The 17699-nt window shown below is 51.3% G+C and carries 17 protein-coding genes; 8 read left to right on the top strand and 9 right to left on the bottom strand.

The window, feature by feature from the left end; all coding sequences use genetic code 11:
- Position 1: 1 nt before the first annotated feature.
- Both rplC and rpsJ read right to left on the bottom strand, forming a co-directional pair.
- Positions 2-640, bottom strand: a complete 639-nt coding sequence (gene rplC, locus EZV72_RS17015; RefSeq protein ID WP_137168356.1) for a 50S ribosomal protein L3 — start codon at positions 638-640, stop codon at positions 2-4.
- An 18-nt stretch (positions 641-658) separates the two neighbouring features.
- Positions 659-970, bottom strand: coding sequence for a 30S ribosomal protein S10 (rpsJ, locus tag EZV72_RS17020; RefSeq protein ID WP_006012796.1), 312 nt, complete (start codon positions 968-970; stop codon positions 659-661).
- 613 nt (positions 971-1583) lie between these two features.
- On the opposite strand from rpsJ, the gene EZV72_RS17025 reads away from it, so the two are divergent.
- From EZV72_RS17025 to EZV72_RS17040, 4 genes are all read left to right on the top strand, one after another.
- Positions 1584-3806 (top strand): GspE/PulE family protein, encoded by a 2223-nt coding sequence (locus EZV72_RS17025; RefSeq protein ID WP_137168357.1) that lies wholly within the window; start codon positions 1584-1586, stop codon positions 3804-3806.
- Positions 3807-4030: 224 nt separating this feature from the next.
- Positions 4031-4777 (top strand): PEP-CTERM sorting domain-containing protein, encoded by a 747-nt coding sequence (locus EZV72_RS17030; RefSeq protein WP_137168358.1) that lies wholly within the window; start codon positions 4031-4033, stop codon positions 4775-4777.
- Between the two features lie 94 nt (positions 4778-4871).
- Positions 4872-5207 carry a hypothetical protein gene (locus tag EZV72_RS17035; RefSeq protein WP_137168359.1) on the top strand — a complete coding sequence of 112 codons (336 nt, stop codon included), beginning with the start codon at positions 4872-4874 and terminating at the stop codon, positions 5205-5207.
- Between the two features lie 144 nt (positions 5208-5351).
- Positions 5352-7064 carry a potassium/proton antiporter gene (locus EZV72_RS17040; protein ID WP_137168360.1) on the top strand — a complete coding sequence of 571 codons (1713 nt, stop codon included), beginning with the start codon at positions 5352-5354 and terminating at the stop codon, positions 7062-7064.
- Positions 7065-7117: 53 nt separating this feature from the next.
- On the opposite strand, the gene EZV72_RS17045 is transcribed toward EZV72_RS17040, so the two are convergent.
- Positions 7118-7858, bottom strand: coding sequence for a sugar-binding protein (locus EZV72_RS17045; RefSeq protein ID WP_137168361.1), 741 nt, complete (start codon positions 7856-7858; stop codon positions 7118-7120).
- Positions 7859-8228: 370 nt separating this feature from the next.
- On the opposite strand from EZV72_RS17045, the gene EZV72_RS17050 reads away from it, so the two are divergent.
- Positions 8229-8840: a hypothetical protein gene (locus EZV72_RS17050; RefSeq protein ID WP_137168362.1), complete on the top strand. Its 612-nt coding sequence runs from the start codon at positions 8229-8231 to the stop codon at positions 8838-8840.
- Here EZV72_RS17050 and EZV72_RS17055 read toward each other — a convergent pair.
- From EZV72_RS17055 to EZV72_RS17070, 4 genes are all read right to left on the bottom strand, one after another.
- Positions 8837-10234, bottom strand: a complete 1398-nt coding sequence (locus tag EZV72_RS17055) for a helix-turn-helix transcriptional regulator (protein ID WP_137168363.1) — start codon at positions 10232-10234, stop codon at positions 8837-8839. The genes EZV72_RS17050 and EZV72_RS17055 overlap by 4 nt on opposite strands.
- Before the next feature lie 124 nt (positions 10235-10358).
- Complete coding sequence (locus EZV72_RS17060; protein WP_137168364.1) at positions 10359-10868, bottom strand: HAD family hydrolase; 510 nt, start codon at positions 10866-10868, stop codon at positions 10359-10361.
- A gap of 12 nt (positions 10869-10880) precedes the next feature.
- The gene (locus tag EZV72_RS17065; RefSeq protein WP_137168365.1) at positions 10881-12137 is read right to left on the bottom strand and encodes a Y-family DNA polymerase; all 1257 of its coding nucleotides are present in this window, start codon (positions 12135-12137) and stop codon (positions 10881-10883) included.
- Positions 12125-12541: a S24 family peptidase gene (locus tag EZV72_RS17070; RefSeq protein WP_137168366.1), complete on the bottom strand. Its 417-nt coding sequence runs from the start codon at positions 12539-12541 to the stop codon at positions 12125-12127. The genes EZV72_RS17065 and EZV72_RS17070 overlap by 13 nt, the downstream gene beginning before the upstream one ends.
- 91 nt (positions 12542-12632) lie before the next feature.
- Between EZV72_RS17070 and EZV72_RS17075 the strand changes: the two genes are divergently transcribed.
- From EZV72_RS17075 to EZV72_RS17085, 3 genes are all read left to right on the top strand, one after another.
- On the top strand, positions 12633-12920 hold the full coding sequence (locus EZV72_RS17075; RefSeq protein WP_137168367.1) for a YebG family protein: 288 nt from the start codon (positions 12633-12635) through the stop codon (positions 12918-12920).
- Between the two features lie 117 nt (positions 12921-13037).
- The gene (locus tag EZV72_RS17080; protein ID WP_232364456.1) at positions 13038-13721 is read left to right on the top strand and encodes an ABC transporter ATP-binding protein; all 684 of its coding nucleotides are present in this window, start codon (positions 13038-13040) and stop codon (positions 13719-13721) included.
- Complete coding sequence (locus EZV72_RS17085) at positions 13715-15037, top strand: ABC transporter permease (RefSeq protein ID WP_137168369.1); 1323 nt, start codon at positions 13715-13717, stop codon at positions 15035-15037. The genes EZV72_RS17080 and EZV72_RS17085 overlap by 7 nt, the downstream gene beginning before the upstream one ends.
- 21 nt (positions 15038-15058) lie before the next feature.
- Here EZV72_RS17085 and EZV72_RS17090 read toward each other — a convergent pair whose 3' ends face one another.
- Positions 15059-16621, bottom strand: a complete 1563-nt coding sequence (locus EZV72_RS17090) for a methyl-accepting chemotaxis protein (protein WP_137168370.1) — start codon at positions 16619-16621, stop codon at positions 15059-15061.
- 62 nt (positions 16622-16683) lie between these two features.
- Entirely contained in the window at positions 16684-17697 is a 1014-nt protein-coding gene (locus EZV72_RS17095; RefSeq protein WP_137168371.1) for a sensor histidine kinase, read from the bottom strand.
- Between the last annotated feature and the right edge of the window lie 2 nt (positions 17698-17699).

The following is a 17699-nucleotide window of genomic DNA, read 5'->3' on the forward strand; positions in this document are numbered from 1 at the left end:
GTTACGCTTTAACAGCTGGCTTAACGATTACATCGCCGCCAGTTGCGCCAGGTACGGCACCTTTAACCAGGATCAGGTTGTTTTCTACGTCTACACGTACTACTTCCAAAGACTGAGTAGTCACTTGCTTGTTACCAAGCTGACCAGCCATTTTCTTGCCTTTGAATACTTTACCTGGTGATTGGTTTTGACCAATTGAACCAGGAGCACGGTGAGACAGAGAGTTACCGTGAGTCATACGCTGAGAACTGAAGTTCCAACGCTTGATTGCACCGGCAAAACCTTTACCTTTAGATGTACCTGTTACATCAATTTTCTTGGTGTCGTTGAAGATTTCAACAGTGATTTCACTGCCCACTTCGATTTCGGCACCTTCGTTGTCTTCCAGGCGGAATTCCACTAGAGAACGACCTGCTTCAACACCTGCTTTAGCAAAGTGACCTGCTTCAGCTTTGTTGACTCGGTTCGCTTTCTTGGTTCCAGCAGTAACCTGAAGAGCGCGATAACCGTCAGTTTCCTCAGAACGAACCTGAGTAACACGGTTTGGGGTCGCTTCGATAACAGTCACAGGGATAGACGTGCCATCTTCAGTGAAGATGCGAGTCATACCCACTTTACGACCGACTAGACCAATCGCCATTGTTATAACCCTCTCTTGTTAGCCCAGGCTGATTTGAACATCAACGCCGGCAGCCAAGTCCAAACGCATCAGAGCGTCAACTGTTTTGTCAGTTGGCTCAATGATGTCTACCAAACGCTTGTGAGTACGAATCTCATATTGGTCACGTGCGTCTTTATTCACGTGAGGAGATGTCAATACTGTATAGCGTTCTTTGCGAGTAGGCAGAGGAATTGGACCGCTGACCTGAGCACCAGTACGTTTCGCCGTTTCAACGATTTCAGCCGTAGACTGATCGATCAACTTGTGATCAAACGCTTTCAAACGAATACGAATTCTTTGATTTGGCATCGATTAAGCTCCAATCGAAAGAACAAAAAAATTCATCTTTTCTCTCCCTTTTTATTAATGGGAAGAAAAGATGCGCGTAAACCGGTGGTTCCAAATCGGAACCCTGTTCTTTTTCTAGCTCGCCGGCAACAGGTTTGAATCCAGCTGGATCTTGTCTATCACTTCGGCATCCACCCTAAAAGCAGTGTGGTTGCGGCTAAAATTTCATGCCCCCTTTGGGCAGTGGGCGCGAATTATACAGAGACGCTTGCTTTTTGCAAGGCTATTTGCTCTGTTTTTGATCAATTCTGACAAATTTATTTCGCGCGCTGGCTATCTTTGTCGGGCCAGCTATATTGTGCGCTGCATTATACAGCTTCTGATCTCAAGGTCTAGTAAAGTTGCTCACAGATTATTCATCAGTTGTGCACTTTTGCTGCTGCCTGACGCGCCCCTTTACCTTCGCCCGGAGATCTCTCTTTCAAGAAGAATGACTTACCTGAAAAGTGCTAGACTATTTTAAGACAGTCGCTGTACGATAGCTAACCAGCTGTCATTTTTCGCAGCTGTTATTTGCGTCCGCTGTCCACAGTGGTTCGCGCTCTTTGATGGACAGAAATACAAGACGTAAACCATGCCAGATATCAGCAGCCAACAACAAACTCTCGATAAAATTCATATGCTGCTGAGCAGCCATTCCAGTCTGCTCGGTGCTTACAGTGAGCTGGAACAAATTCTGTTAACCCTGTTTGATGCTGCCCGCATGAGTATTTTTCAGCGCCGGCGCCAGCATCAGGACCTGATTGCCCGCTTTAAAACCGGCAAGACCACCATGGAAATTAAGGTCCCGATTACGCCGATGTCGATTGCCGGCTACGTGGCACTGTCACAACAGCCCCTGATTATTGCTGACCCATATAATAAGCAGGACCTGCACAGTATTCATCCACGCCTGCGCTTTGCTGACAAATTTGATAAATCCAATGCGTTTAAGACAGCCAACATCCTGTGTGTACCGATTCTTAACGCCGGTGTACTGCTGGGCGTGATGCAGATTATTAATAAGCAGGGCGGTCCGTTTAGCCAGGCCGACCAGGAACTGGCAAACCGGGTAGCAGAGATTCTGGGCAATAAGTTTCGTTACGAACTGGGCGGCACCGCCAATCCGTTTGACTCATTAGTCCATCAGGGTCAGATACTGGAGAAGTCGCTTAATGAACTGCAACAGCAAACCCCTGATGCCCGCCAGCTGGTACAGCGTCTTATCAGTGAGCACAGAATTACCGAAGCCCAGATTGGAAACTCATTGTCGATTCACTATCAGGTGCCGTATATCCCCTACCTGCCTGATAAATTTCATCTGTTTCAAAGCGACAGTAAGCTCAATACCTCTTATTTGAAACGCAACTTTGTGGCGGTTATTGCTGATGTACAGGACAACCCTATTGTACTGATGGCTGAGCCTAACAACGCCACCTTGCTGATGGAAATCGAAAGCGCCATGGGCATCGATGTCTACGACATCGCGGTGGGTCTGCCTACTCAGATTCTGCAATATCTGGGGGAAGGCGGTGGTGGCGCCACACCGGGCGAGATGAGCGAGATTCTGGATGAAATAGGCAGTGCCAGTGAAGATAAAGAAGAGGTAATTGATGAGCTGTCTGACGATGCGCCGGCCGTGGTCAGGCTGGTTAGCCGAATTTTGCATGATGCCAAGCGCCTGAATGCCTCTGATATTCATGTGGACCCGGAAAAAAATGGTCCGACCCGGGTCCGGATGCGAATTGACGGTGTTTGCCGGGATATGAACCAAATCCCCAATTCCCACCATAGTGCGGTGATTGCCCGCATCAAAATTATGTCGAACCTGAATATTGCAGAAAAGCGAGTGCCCCAGGATGGCAAGCTGGCCTTCAAGACGGGCGGCCAGCTGGTAGAAGTGCGGGTAGCTACCATTCCTACTGTAGCCGGCGAAGGCGTGGTCATGCGGATACTGGCTTCAGGCGGCGCGATGCCTATTGATAAAATGAATCTTGCCGCGGCCAATATGGAGCGGCTGAAAAGCATGATCAAAAAGCCCCACGGGATTTTGCTGGTAGTGGGGCCGACCGGTTCAGGGAAAACCACCACCCTGCACGCTATTCTGGGTTATTTGAATACACCGGATAAGAAAATCTGGACCGCCGAAGATCCCGTGGAGATTACCCAGGCCGGCTTACAGCAAGTGCAGGTCAGCCCCAAAATCGGCTTTACCTTTGCCAATGCCCTGCGGGCGTTTTTGCGGGCCGACCCGGATATTATTCTGATTGGGGAAATGCGGGATAAGGAGACCGCGCATGCCGGGATTGAAGCCTCACTGACCGGTCACCTTGTATTGTCTACGCTACACACCAACTCAGCCCCTGAGACCATTACCCGTCTGCTTGACCTGGGGCTTGATCCGGTTAACTTTTCTGATGCCTGTGTGGGAATTCTGGCACAGCGACTTATCCGTACCCTATGCAGTAAGTGTAAAGAGGCGTATCCGGCGAGCGACAGCGACATGGCCTTTATTCACCGCCAGTACGGTGAACAGTATCTGGGTGAGCTGAATCTGGGACCGACACCAATGCTCTACCGCGCCCGCGGCTGTGAAGAATGCGGTGACACCGGCTATAAGGGCCGTACCGGCGTACACGAGCTACTGGGCATGACACCTGAGTTACGCTCGCTGGTTTATAAAGAAGGCAGCGTGTCTCAAATGAAGTCCCAGGCCATGACCGACGGTATGCGTACACTGGTTCAAGACGCGATATATAAAGCGGTGAAAGGTGATACTGACCTGACTCAGGTACAAATTATCAGCGGGACCGAATAAAAGTCGCCGACCTCCCCAGCCTTTGCCCGGCTCATTGAGCACGGCATTCTGGCCGGATTATCCCCGGCCGGAACCCGTCTTGCTCTGCCTGCCATGACACCCTCCCCGCCTTTTTTTCACTCCCACATTAGCAAAATAGAATATGTGGCACGAAAGGCGCTAAGCGAGCCTGTGAAACCTGATTTCACGCATTATCAACCCTTTTTGTGGGAATCATTACAGGTATGAAAAAAACAATTATCGCCACGCTATTCGCAACAACCGCATTATTGGCCAGCGCCGCACAGGCCGCCAGTATCGACCTGAGTAACTGGGTAGCAGAAGGTGACGGTAACTGGCAAATGCAGGACGGCCACGACTCCGTGCTGCAAACCATTAACGGACAACCAACGGTCTTTTTTAACAACCAGAATAGCCAGGGACAGGCGTTATCGGGCAACATCACGGTAACGTCTGCTGCCGACGATGACTATATTGGCTTTGTACTGGGTTACAACGCAGGTGATTTAAATAACACCAACGCTGATTACCTGCTGATCGACTGGAAACAGGCTGACCAAAGCTATAAATGGGGCAACGCCACCACCGGCCTCTCGGTATCCCGGGTTACGGGTTCACTGAATGCCTATGCCGCCTGGCCGCACGATGAAGCCCGCAATGTACAGGAACTGCAACGCAGTACAAATTTTGGTAGTACCGGCTGGGAAGACAATACCAGTTACAGCTTCGATTTAGTTTTCACCGACTCGCTGGTTCAGGTGTTTGTGAATGACAATCTGGAACTGAGTATCAATGGTACATTTGCTGACGGCTCATTTGGCTTCTACAACTTCAGTCAGCCTAATGTGCTGTACTCAGGTATCACCAAAGACACAGCAGAAGCATTTGCCAGTGTTCCGGCCCCTGCAACATTAGGTATCACCCTGATTGGCCTGTTTGGTCTGCTGGCTCGCCGGGTTAGTAAAAAATAGTTCCTGTATGCCGCCTGCCCGGGCGGCATTTTCTTGTTTTTTGAGATTTAATCACGATATCTTAGTCCCGTGTATGCCAATCACCGGTGGTTAAGTGTCCAGATATACTTCTGCGTTTTTGCTCTGTCTGCATGCTGCACTGATATGCGGCCTGATACCGGCTACCCAGTTTTCAGGCTCGCCGCATGCTGAGCGTATTACCACCACCCTGACCGCCAGCTCACATCGCCACCTGCTGGAAAAACCACAAGCACAGTCAGAACCCGACGCAGACGGATTTGATGCGCTGTCAGACCAACCTGCCACGTCCATCGCCGCTGTCTTTATCTGGCTTTATGACTCTCTTTTGGGTTCGCCCCGAACAGAAGCCTATACTGACTCTTTGTACCCTGACTTTCAGGAACGCGCTCCCCCTGCAGTAAACTCCTGACATTATCAGCCCTGCTCTGCGCTTATGTTTGGTACAAGATTGCCAAACTGGCAGAAAATCTGCTGATGGTGTGATGTTATACATCCTGATGACTACACGGCTGGTCACGGGTCACAATAAAAAAGAACTGTTCAGGAAGTAAAGATGTTCGCCGTAGATCATGAAATTCTGATTGCCGCATTACTGCTGTTTGTTGGCATATTATCCAGCAAGTTATCCCCGCGTCTGGGGCTACCGATGCTGGTGTTGTTTCTGGCTGTAGGGATGCTGGCCGGTGAGGCGGGTATTGGGGGGCTCGCCTTTGATGACACCCACACAGCTCATGCGCTGGGCACGCTGGCGCTAGCCGTTATCCTGTTTGATGGCGGATTACAGACCTCGGTTTCTGCCATAAAATCGGTGTGGAAGCCCGCCTCCCTGCTGGCCACCCTGGGTGTGGCTGCCACCGCCGGGATAACCGGTTTTGCCGCCGCGCATATTCTGGGCATTCCCCCGATGGTGGGACTGTTGCTGGGCGCTATCGTTGGCTCAACCGATGCCGCCGCGGTGTTTTCTATTTTACGTAATGCCGGCATTCACATCAGCCCGCGACTAAAATCCACGCTGGAAATAGAAAGCGCCTCCAACGACCCTATGGCGATTTTTCTGGTTGTGGGACTGCTGGAGCTTATTACCCAAAAAATGGAACCCGGTATGGCGCTGGCCGTGTTGTTTGTTAAACAAATGGGCATTGGCGCTGTGGTCGGGCTGAGCATCGGCTGGATTGCCATTAAGCTGATTAACCGCATCCGGCTGATTGCCGCCGGTCTGTACCCGGTGCTGGTTGCTGTGTGCGGCGCGCTGGCATTTGGTCTTGCCGCCACACTGGGAGGCAGCGGTTTTCTGGCAACCTTTATTGCCGGCGTCATCATCGGCAATAACCGGTTTGTGTTTCAGCATGCCACCTTTTTGTTCCTCGACGGACTGGCCTGGTTAAGTCAGATTGCTATGTTTGTCATGCTGGGCTTACTGGTAAACCCGCCCTCGTTACTGGAGGTATGGGGCGAAGGTCTGGTCATTGCTGCGATTCTGGTCTTTGTTGCCCGCCCGCTGGCGGTGTCTCCCCTGCTCGCCCTGACCGGCTTTTCTTGGCGTGAAACCGCACTGGTTTCATGGGTGGGTCTGCGCGGCTCAGTGCCGATTATTCTGGCGATTTTCCCTTTGCTGTTTGGCATAGATGAAGCCGGACTGGTGTTTAATGTGGTATTTTTTGTGGTCCTTATCTCAGCCACCTTGCAAGGTTCTACCCTACCGTGGGTAGCACATAAACTGGGTCTGACCCAAACTCCGCCACCCAGCCCGGCAACAACACTGGAAATTCCCTCGCTCGGCGATGTTGATGCTGACATTGTTGAGGTGAAACTGGGAGAAAAAAGCCGGGTGTGCGGCTTTACCCTGACGCAGGTGCCGCTTCCCAACGATATTGAGATTGCCATGATGGTGCGGGGCAAAAAAGTGATTCCGCCCAAACCGGACACGATTTTATGTGCCGGGGATCATTTATTTGTCACCCTGAAACCGCATCTGCGAACCTATCTGGACTCACTGTTCAGTACCGCAGAAGAACCGCTTATTGCGCATTTATCGGTGCATCCTGCCTGCATGAAAGCCAGTATCACGGTGGGCATGCTGGCCCGTTTTTACGGTTTACCGTTTAAAGAAGGTGATACCACCTCTCTTGCGCAGTTCATGCAGGACCACCTTGAAGACATCAGGCCACAGGCGCAATTGTCATTCAAAGGCGTAGTATTTACTGTAGAAAAAGCACACAACCAGCAAATTGATGTGGTGAGCTTTTTATCTAAAGAGGATATCTGAAACAAGCAGGGGCGTCGCAACGTCCCTGCTATGCATCAACGCGGGGAGAGGTGTCACTTCACCAGCTTGATCTTGCCAAACACAGAGGCATCAATATAACCGCGATTTTTATCACCGTTTACCGGCTCAATGTCATGCGACCCCATAAAGTGTTCACGGGTTTCGCTGCCATCGTTATCACAGTATGCCAGCATAAAACCGATGATCTTATCCGCTGATAAGGTGACCGGCTCGCCCGGCTGCGCCATGGTGAACGTATCCGGATAGAGCTTTACCGACACTTCCCACACGATTTTGTGCGGTGCGTCAGCCTGACGCGTCCATTTACTTTCAAGATGATCATTAAGTAGCACCACCTGCTTTCCATCATCCTTACTGCTAAAGTCTGCCACATTGCCATCCAGCGCAATATGATAGGCAAAGGCGTTGTAGCTGTGTAGGTGATCACCGCCAGATGCATCTTCATCCAGAAAAATCTCCAGACAATCGTCATCCCAGTAATTCACTTTAGGGTCCGGGTGGCTGTCTACCAGCACATCATCGACAATTTCCACCAGCAAATACAGACGCTCTTCATCCCAGGCCAGCTTGTAACGGCCAGCAAAATCAGCAGAGTCAGGTACACTGCCCACCATATGCTTATCCATTTGCTGCCAGCTGGCATCAGCCCACACAGCATCCTTGCTGTTACCATCAATCACCACAGGCTGTGATGAATAGACCGCCTGCTGCGTTGCCCAGGCTGGCGCAGCCAGTAGCATCAGGCCGGCAAGTGCTGCATTGGTTTTCTGCATAATGAATTCCTCGTTAGGGCCAGATCACCCGGCCGGACGTGTAGCGTAAATATTACAACAGGTGCATATAAATCACACCGACTGTCTATCCTGCTGTTATGTTAAAAATCCAGAGATAAGACTACCCTGACTATTAACTTTATGTAAACAAAAGTAATTGTAATCAGATTTTATGGTGGCTGACCGCGTTTAGCAAATGGCACTGAGTATGCATTCTTTTCAATATCCTGATTGTTATATTCTTCTCATCTTATTGAATTGAATGAATTTTAATCAGGCCAACTTACGTACACCCGGTATTTCCCCGTGTACAGTGTTAAAAATACTGACATGATGAGGCTTCAGCAGTTGCTGTCTGTTGATGAATGCTATGACGATTAATCAGTTCCCCGCACTTGCTAATGCTCTGATGAAAGAAACCGCTAAACCACAGGATTCAGCCTCTTCATTTTCCGGACGGGTAGCCGCCCCGCACAGCGCTACCGGTGAGCAGGATCCACCTCCTTTCCGGCCCGCCATGTACTTATCACAGGGCGCAGGTTATCGCGGTGCCGCCCAGCCTGACAGACGTAAAGGCGATCGCCGTCAGACTATGAGAGACCGCCGCAAGTCAGTGCGTACAGAACGTATGCGCCCCCGGCACACTTACAAGCCTGGCCTGGCGACTGTGTCATCTCAATCACAGCAGGGTTATGAGCACACCGACACAACACCTTATGCGGCAGCAGTACAGCATAGTCAGGTGTCACAAGCTCCGGTCGACGATGTTATTGATGTACTCAGAGAAGAATCCCTATATCTTCAAATTATGCTAATGCGTGACCGGTTTCAGCATGAGACCACTCATAAAAATGCTGTGTTTACACGCCTGGAAATGGTTCAGGCAACCCTGCAACGAGAACTGGAGCAGGAAGCGCGGCGTCTTAAACAGCACTGCGGCACAGCCGAGCGTTGTGGCAATCTGATTGATGAGCGTGGCTAATCAAGGCTGCTAATGTTATTGCCTGCATGGTGTGCAGGCGTTTCATATTCCAGCTGAAACTTTCTGGGTGTGGTGCCGGCATATTGTTTAAAGCATTTAGCGTAATAGGACGCTGTTCCGAAGCCAGCGCTTATTGCCACCTGGGTTACACGATTCCCTTGCAACAGAGCGTCGCAGGAACGGCATAATCGGTATTGCTTGAGTAAGTCAGTAAATCCAGCCCCAAAAACCTGTTTAAGTTTTCGGGAAAAGTTACGCTGACTCGTCGCCAGAGCATCGGCAACCTCAGCCATATTACAGCTTTCGTTATCATACTGTTGCTGCAACACCGCCATAAAACGCGCAAAAAATTCCGCCTGCTCGGCGCTTTTCACTTTTGCGTTTAAAATATCCTGAATAAACATGGCACGCAGTCTGCCAGGCATTTCAGCGCCCGATACCGCCAGCATGGCCTCACACTCAGCGCTAAATAACCGCGAATTAGCGGCGGTGTCGATTTGAGTAGTGGTATGTCCTGACTTGGCTGTGCGGGGTATCACCTGCACTTGCGGCATCATTTTTTTCAGCGCAGCGTGACTTGCCGGCTGACTGACCACAGCCACCGGCGTAATTAATTCAGCCAGCGCCTTTAAATGACACAGATTGTAGATTCTTACCAATCTGACGTGCGGATAATCAGACTGACAGGAAATGCCGCCCTCAACCAGCACTACCGGCTTGGCCGTATGGCAGGGTTGCGACTTATTCAGAACAGCCATTTTTTGAGGAACAGCTGTTTTTTGAGGAATAGAAGCCACGGGCAAATAAGGCGAGGGGTTGATATAAGTCATCCTCGGTCCCTGCCAGTGGCGCTGTAATTGCTTTATCAATATCATGAGTGCCAGCAGCACCAGACTAAATGCAAAGACAGCTTTGCCGCTGTTCGCAGTTGCCCAGTCAGGAGGCTCAACCGGCTTACCAGCGCTAACTTTGAGCATGACCCGGTTCTGCGTATCCACCATAAACACGCCCTTTACGGTATGCAGAATCATAATATGATTACCACTGTCCGACAGGTGGGTGACCGGAAGCGGCGCAAGCTGTTGCTGGTGCGCAATAAAAAGTTTCAGATCAGACGACAGAATAATATCGTTTTGATGATCCAGAGGCTGGAACACCATCACATCTTCAGGCTGTAGTTGCGCATGAAAGAACTGTATGTGCTGCCCGTGTATATCGATTCGGTGAATTCCCTGTGCATTAACCGTTCTGACTACGCCGTTGATCAATGAGATAAAATAGTTTGCCTGCCAGGCAGACGCCGAGGAGTGACTATTTGGCTGAGTGTCGGCATAAGCCAGTTTGCTACTCTGAACTATCACTACCGCAAAAATGAAAAGCTTCAGAATTAACATATTAGGGAATCCTTATCCTAATTAAATTAATTAATTGAAAACTTTATCCTACAATTTTTTATCTGGTTACATAGTAGACTTAAGTCTACTTTTCGGTCAGCCGGTCTGGCTCAGGTCGCTTTATCTACACCATCACAAACTGCATACCGGCGCGCTCAGCGGCTTGCTCATCATAAACAAAGTCGCCCACATACAAACATTTTTCCGGCGCAACGCCCCACTGCCGGGCAACCTGTAACAATGCTGTTGGGTCTGGCTTGGCCGGAGCGTCTTCTCGGGTTAACACCAGGGGCACCGGAATCTGGTTGTTGGCAATTTTGAGCTGCGAAGCCTGCCGGCAGTTACGGGTCACAATGGCCACGGGAAGCGCCCGGTCCATCGCCTGTTCTAAAATCTGTCTACCTGGCTCAAGCCAGGTCGCCTGTTGCGCATCGCACAGTTCCTGCGCCACAATGTAATCATGTGCATGCTGACGAGCCTGCGCATCAGGGAGTGTTTCAATAAAAGTCAGAATATCGGTGTCCGCCGGACACCCCAGATGCTTACGCATCGCACCAAAATCCAGTTCCGATTCCACCAGCGTTCCGTCAAGATCAAAAATAACGCCTTGAATACCCTGTAAATCTATCTGCATGCCTTACCTGCCCTAACAAAGAATTTTGGGAATATGTTTCCAGTTGGTCGTAAATTGCGGCGACAAAAACTGTCGTTTCATTGACCACTGCGGCTGGTTCCCCTTAGCGGCCAGCCCCAGTGTGTCAGCACCATAGCGGCTATTAATCGCATCCATGCAAGCCATCACATCAGGGCGCGAGTCCAGCTGGCTAAACAAGTCTGGTTGTACTGTTTTGGCACTGACAATGTCAATGGCACCGACGCCACATTTATGAAATTTAATACCTTGACGGTACAGTGCAGGGAGCTGGGCAGTGATGGCCCGGACAATCTCCCGGCTGTCGCTGACAGGCAGCGCAAATGTATGCAGCCGGGTAGCATGATAATGTCCTTCACTGGCAAAGGGATTTGCATGCGCAAAGCAGGTCAGGGTTTTCACCGCACTGTGCTGACGCCGCAGCTTTTCAGCCACCTGTTCACCGTGCCAGGCCAGAGCCTGGCGTAATTCTGCGGCTTCAGTCACTGGCCGGCCAAACGCCCGCGTTGAATAAATCTGCTTTTTGTCTGCACGTTGTGCATCCCACGATAAACAGGGTACACCGCGCAACTCCTGTACGGTACGCGCCACCTCAACATTAAAAGCGCGGCGTGCCTCGGCCACCGGCAATGCTGCCAGCTCGGCGGCAGAGTGAATCTGCATAGCCTGTAGCCGGGCACTGATACGCTTGCCAATACCCCACACATCCTGCACCGACATGCTGGTAAGTACGGTATTAATCACCTGTGGGTTTGCCAGTAGTGCCACTCCCGGCGACGATAAACGCCGCTTGGCAGCAAAAGAGGCCGCTTTGGCCAGTGTTGGGGTCAGCCCGATACCCACGCTGACCGGCAGCCGCAGTTCCTGATACACCGTATCTTTGATGGTGGCGGCCAGCGCCTTCCATCCCTGCGGTGGACACCAGCGGCCAAAATCCAGAAAACACTCGTCAATCGAATACACATGCTGTTGGGGCGCGAAACGCCCGATTATTTGCATCATTTTGGCTGACAAATCATCATACAGGGCATAGTTGGAAGATCGAATCACCGCCCCGTGACGCGCCAGTTGCTGGCTGGCTTTGTGATAAGGCCCGAATTTTTTGACCCCAATGGCCTTGGCTCGGTCACACAGGGCGCAGATACAACCATCGTTATTGGTCAGCACCACCACGGGCTTACGCCGCAATGCCGGGTCAAACACTTTTTCGGCTGAAGCATAAAAGCTATTAGCATCGACTAGCGCAAACATCGGGCAAGCTGCCTGACATAGCGGTGCATTCTGACAGAGCGCATCACAATGCCTTCTTCTTCAAACCAGTCACCCTCAGCCAACTGGTAAGGCTGTTGCCCGGACCCCGGAGACAATAGCGCGCTGGCTTTACGATCAAACAGCTTGCACACAAACGCACCATTGAGGTTGGCCACGACGACATCCAGCGGTGTGGGCATAGCTGCCCGGTCGACAATCAGCAGATCGCCGTCAAAAATTCCCACTCCTGTCATTGAGTCACCCTGAGCCTGGCCAATGAACGTGGCGGTTGGATGCTCTATCAGCAGTTCATCCAAATCCAGTCCCAGCTCTCGATACTGGGCAGCAGGCGACTCAAACCCGCTGATGCCTGCCTGTGCAAAAATAGGAATGACTTTTAACATTTTAATTATCACCGGTTGCAAATTATACTGTTTGTATATACAGTATTTTGTGTTGCACCACTAATGTCAAATTACAAATTCGGAGTGAATCATGGCCATTACTGTTCAATATGTAGTAACCCATAAAGGAGTCGAAAAACTCGTGACCACGGATAAAAAAGCCGCCGATCAGTACGATAAAATGCTGGACACTGCTGATAATCTGGCCGGATTTATCAGTGCTATGGGAATGCAGCTTAGTGAAGATCAGATGGAAGAGCTCTCTGTCATGCTGGCTAAAAACAAAGACAAAGTCAGCAAATTGCTAAAAGGTAGCGCACTGGATAATGTACTGGAAGAAGGCGGTGCTGAGGTCGTGAAACTACAGGCTTCTAGCTAGCCATTAACTAAGCGACACAAGATTGCCAACGGGTATACCGGATTGGTATAAAGAGGCATATATTTTTGCACAAAAAAGGTATTTCCTCTGTCTCAGTCTGATTCCTCCCCATCGCCGGTGGCGATAGATGTTAAGGGTCTTGAATTCTGGTATCCCAACGCCCCCTCTGCAGTACTGACCATTGACCGGCTCACCGTTGTCCGTGGAGAAAAGGTATTTTTACAAGGGGCGTCCGGGTCGGGTAAAAGCACCCTGCTGAATATACTGACCGGTACGTTACCGGTATCCCGGGGAGCAGTGACATTGCTGGACGTACCCTTTTCAACCATGACTGCCCGCCAGCGTGATACATTTCGGGCCCGGCATATCGGTGTGGTGTTTCAGCAGTTTAATCTGGTGGATTACCTGACGGTTCAGGAAAATATCGATGCAGCTGCCTTCTTTGCAGGCAAAACCGGCCCTGCTGTCAGTCAGCGTCTGGCCCGGATTATTGATGCCTTACAATTGCCACAAACCGTGCTGACTCGTCCGGCATCCCAGTTAAGTGTAGGGCAACAACAACGGGTGGCAATTGCCCGGGCCCTAATTAATCAGCCCGAACTGCTGATTGTGGATGAACCTACCTCTGCCCTTGATGCAGCAGCCCGGGATAAGTTCATGCAACTGTTGCTCAGCAGTGCTGCCAACAGCACGGTTGTGTTTGTCAGCCACGATGCCTCACTGGCCAGCTACTTTGAAACCCGGCTGTCGATGCAGGCACTAAACCGGACCATGCAGACTGGCGGAGACATCTCATGCTGACCAAAATTGCCCTGGCCAGTCTTAAAAGCCGCCGTACTACAGTATGTCTGACCCTGGTATCCATTGTTATCAGCGTAAGTCTGCTGATCAGCGTGGAATACATTCGCAGTCAGGTAAAACAAAGCTTTACCCGCACCGTCTCCGGCGTAGACCTGATTGTTGGCGCCCCGACCGGCGAGCTGAATCTGCTGCTGTATTCGGTATTCCAAATGGGGAATGCCACCAGCGGTATCAGCTGGCAACAACTACAGCGACTGGAAAGCAATCCGTTGGTAGACTGGGTGGCCCCGGTATCGCTGGGCGACAGCCATAAAGGATTCAGGGTCATTGGAACCGACAATCGTTACTTTGCTCATTATCAGTATGGCGACAAGCAGCCCCTGACACTGGCCCGTGGAACCCGTTTAACTAAAGTCCGGGCCGCAGTCATCGGCGCGCAGGTGGCCAGTGAGCTCAATTATGATATTGGCGATAGCATTGTGATTTCCCACGGTTTGGGGAATGTCAGCTTTCATCAGCATGACGGTCACCCTTTCACGGTGACCGGTATTTTGAAGAAAACCGGCACACCGGTCGATAAGGCCGTGCATGTCACCCTGACCGGGATTGAGCAGATTCACGCTCAGCCGGCAGGCCGGCGCTCTGTAATGCGTAAGCCCGAAGCGAGTAACGATGGCAGTGAGCACGCTCATCATCAGGCGCACGATGAAAACGAGCATGAGCATGAGCATGATACCGTAACAGACGCAGACAGAGCATCTCATCCTGATCAAATCACCGCTCTGTTTGTAGGTCTGACCAATCGCGCCGCCGCCTTACAGCTGCAGTACCAGCTTAATCAGCGTAATCCTGAGCCGGTGCTGGCTATTTTACCCGGTATGGCTCTGTCTCAGCTTTGGTCCCTGATGGGCAACATAGAAGCTTTGCTACTGGGGATTTCCGGCTTGATACTGATCGCCTCACTGACCGGGCTCATTACCATGATGCTGGCAGGAATGCAGGCCCGGCAGCCGGAGATATCCGTGTTTCGGGCGATGGGCGCCGGCCCGCTGACAATCTTGTGGCTGATTCAGGCCGAAGCGCTGCTGATAGCGCTGACCGGCTGTGGTCTGGCGGTGGCCCTGAATGCCATGGCGTTTCCATTGCTCAGTGACACGCTCAGCCAGCAATTTGGGTTGTTTTTAAGCGGCAGTGTATTTACCGGGCAAACTGGTGTCATTGTGCTGGCTGTACTGCTGGCCACCTGGCTATGCAGTTTTGTGCCTGCGATTGCCGCATATCGGCGAGCGCTTCAGGCAGGGCTAACTCAACGCTAATCCTGCCTGGCGCTGCACCATCTATTTAAAGCGGGCAATGACCGCGTTAACTTCACTCAGGGTGTCGCGCAGGGTTTGTGAGGCGGCCAGCGATGCATCGGAAGCACGCTGGGTGTCCTGGGCACTGTCGGCGATGCCAACGATCTGCTGGTTAATGTGCTCAGCCACGCTACTTTGCTCTTCCACCGCGGATGACATTTCCAGCGTCTGATCGGCAATCAGGCTGACCGCCTGGTTAATTTCAGATAGTGTATGCCGGGTATGCTCCACGATTTCAGTTCCACGGATAGCCGCCTGCATGCCCTCATCTGACACTTTCACCGCACGCTCAGAGCGCTCAGCCAGAATCTGGATGATATGATGAATTTTATCAGTGGACTCTCGGGTTTTGGAAGCCAGCGAACGGACTTCATCGGCCACTACCGCAAAGCCGCGCCCCTGTTCACCGGCCCGCGCAGCTTCAATGGCCGCGTTTAGCGCCAGCAAATTGGTTTGCTCAGCAATCGTAGAGATTATACTGGCAGCTTCGCCAATATCGGAGGTTGACTGTGCCAGCTCCTGTACCGTTTCAGATATTGAGGACACCGCATCTTTAAGCTGGCGGATAGCCTGTAGTGCCTCATCGGCCTTAATATTCCCGTCAGATACATTCTGTGACGCGGCCCGGGCACTGTTCGCATTCACATCCACCCGTTCAGACACCTCCTGAATAGCCTGACTCATCTCGGTAATCGCGGAGGCGATTTGCTGTGTCGCTTCGCTTTGCTTTGACACACTGTTACTGGTCACGGTGGCCTGACTGTGTGTCGTATCCGCCACTTTATCCAGTCCGCCGGCAGCATCTTTGATTCGGGTCAGTGCCGTGCGTGTGCGGGCCAGTTCACAGGTCAGCACCAGCTTGGCACGGGCAATCTGTGCAGGATCGTCAAAATAGGTCTGCGCTACAACATCATTAGAAAAACTCCCCGGACTAACCGCTATCAGACTTTGCCACTGCGCACGTTGTTGCCAGTTACTCAGGCCAGCAGTGACCAGCGTACCGGCTGCGGTAATTAGCGCCGGCAGTAAACCAGAAACCGCTGCAACGGCTACCGTAGCCAGCCCGCCGCCAACTAAAAACGGCATCTGAGCAGTCAGCGCCCAGCGCAGCCGCGCACTGACCGGTGCCGCGTTACCGCCGTGACGCAAGCGTTGGTAACAGGCCTCAGCGCGCTGAATTTCCTCGCTGCTAGCCGGTACCCTTACTGACTCATAGCCAACAACCTTTGAGTCTTCGAGCACCGGCGTAACAAAGGCCGAGACCCAGTAGTGATCGCCATCCTTACGCCGGTTTTTTACCAGCCCCATCCAGATACGACCGGCTTCCAGTGTTTGCCACATAGTTTTAAACACAGCCGGTGGCATGTCCGGGTGACGAACCAGATTATGATTTTTGCCAATCAGTTCGTCACGGTCAAAGCCGCTCACCTCGACAAACTGTGCATTGCAGTGGGTAATAACGCCTCGGCGGTCCGTCGCTGAAATCAGTCGGTAATGTGAGGGAAATTTATATTCTTGCTGGGTAACAGGCTGGTTATTACGCATTTCGTTGCAACCTTATCGTCCGTAAAAACTAATGAATTCTATAATACAAAAGTACTAGCCATCTAGATGTTTGGAAAAACCAGTGTGAAGTTACTTCCCCTGCCTGGCTGACTCTTAACGCTGATGTGCCCCTGGTGTTCTTCCATAATAGCCATGGCGACGCAAAGGCCTAATCCTACTCCGTCACCGGGCGCTCCGGTGGTATAAAAAGGTGTAAAAATTAAAGGTAAGGCTTCATCCTCAATACCTTTTCCATCATCAGCAATCACAATGGTGATGCTGGCCTTACGCGCCAGCCCGGTAATGGCAATTTCGCCCTGATTTCCCACCGCGGCAATGGCATTGGCCAGCATATTGGCAAACAACTTACGTAATTTTTCCTCGCACCCTTTGAGATAGAGCGGATTTTCAAATGGCTCAATACTGATATGCACCGCCTGCGGGAGCTTTAAAATAACTCCTTCCACCGCCTCTTCGAGTAATCTTGCCAGTGACACGGGCTGCTTATCTGTCAGCGTGGGATAAGCATAAGTACGCAGTGACTCAATCACCCGGCTGATGCGCCTGATACCCTGCGCCGAACTGTCGGTCAGCTCCGCGCCCATCTCTGCCATTTCTGTGAGCATATATTTCTGCTCTATGTCCTGTATCTGTATATGAGCACCGGGAAACTCGTCAGCCACCTGTTTGAGCTCAGTAAATGCACTGAGTACGTCATTAAAAAGCTGCTGGAAAATTTCCAGATTACTTTTAATAAAACCCACCGGATTGTTTACTTCATGGGCAATGCCGGCAGCCAGCTGGCTTAACAGCGACATGCGCTCACCCATATCGCCAATACTGGCATCCGGCACGTAGTGCAGATGCACCTCGTTTTTTTCAAGAAAATCGAGCAGATCCAGATAACTGTAACGCAAATCACTCAGTTCGCGGCGTAACGCCTGGTTGGCTAAATACGCCTCACGGGAATAGTGATTAAGCATGGTCTCAGCACTGAGCCGGGCAGAATGCTCCCGGCTCAGTTTTCGCTCCAGCGCCTGAATGCGATTTTTTAATGAGACTTCAGTGTCTGACACAG

Origin of the sequence: Salinimonas lutimaris (assembly GCF_005222225.1) — a bacterium.
GTDB lineage: Bacteria > Pseudomonadota > Gammaproteobacteria > Enterobacterales > Alteromonadaceae > Alteromonas > Alteromonas lutimaris.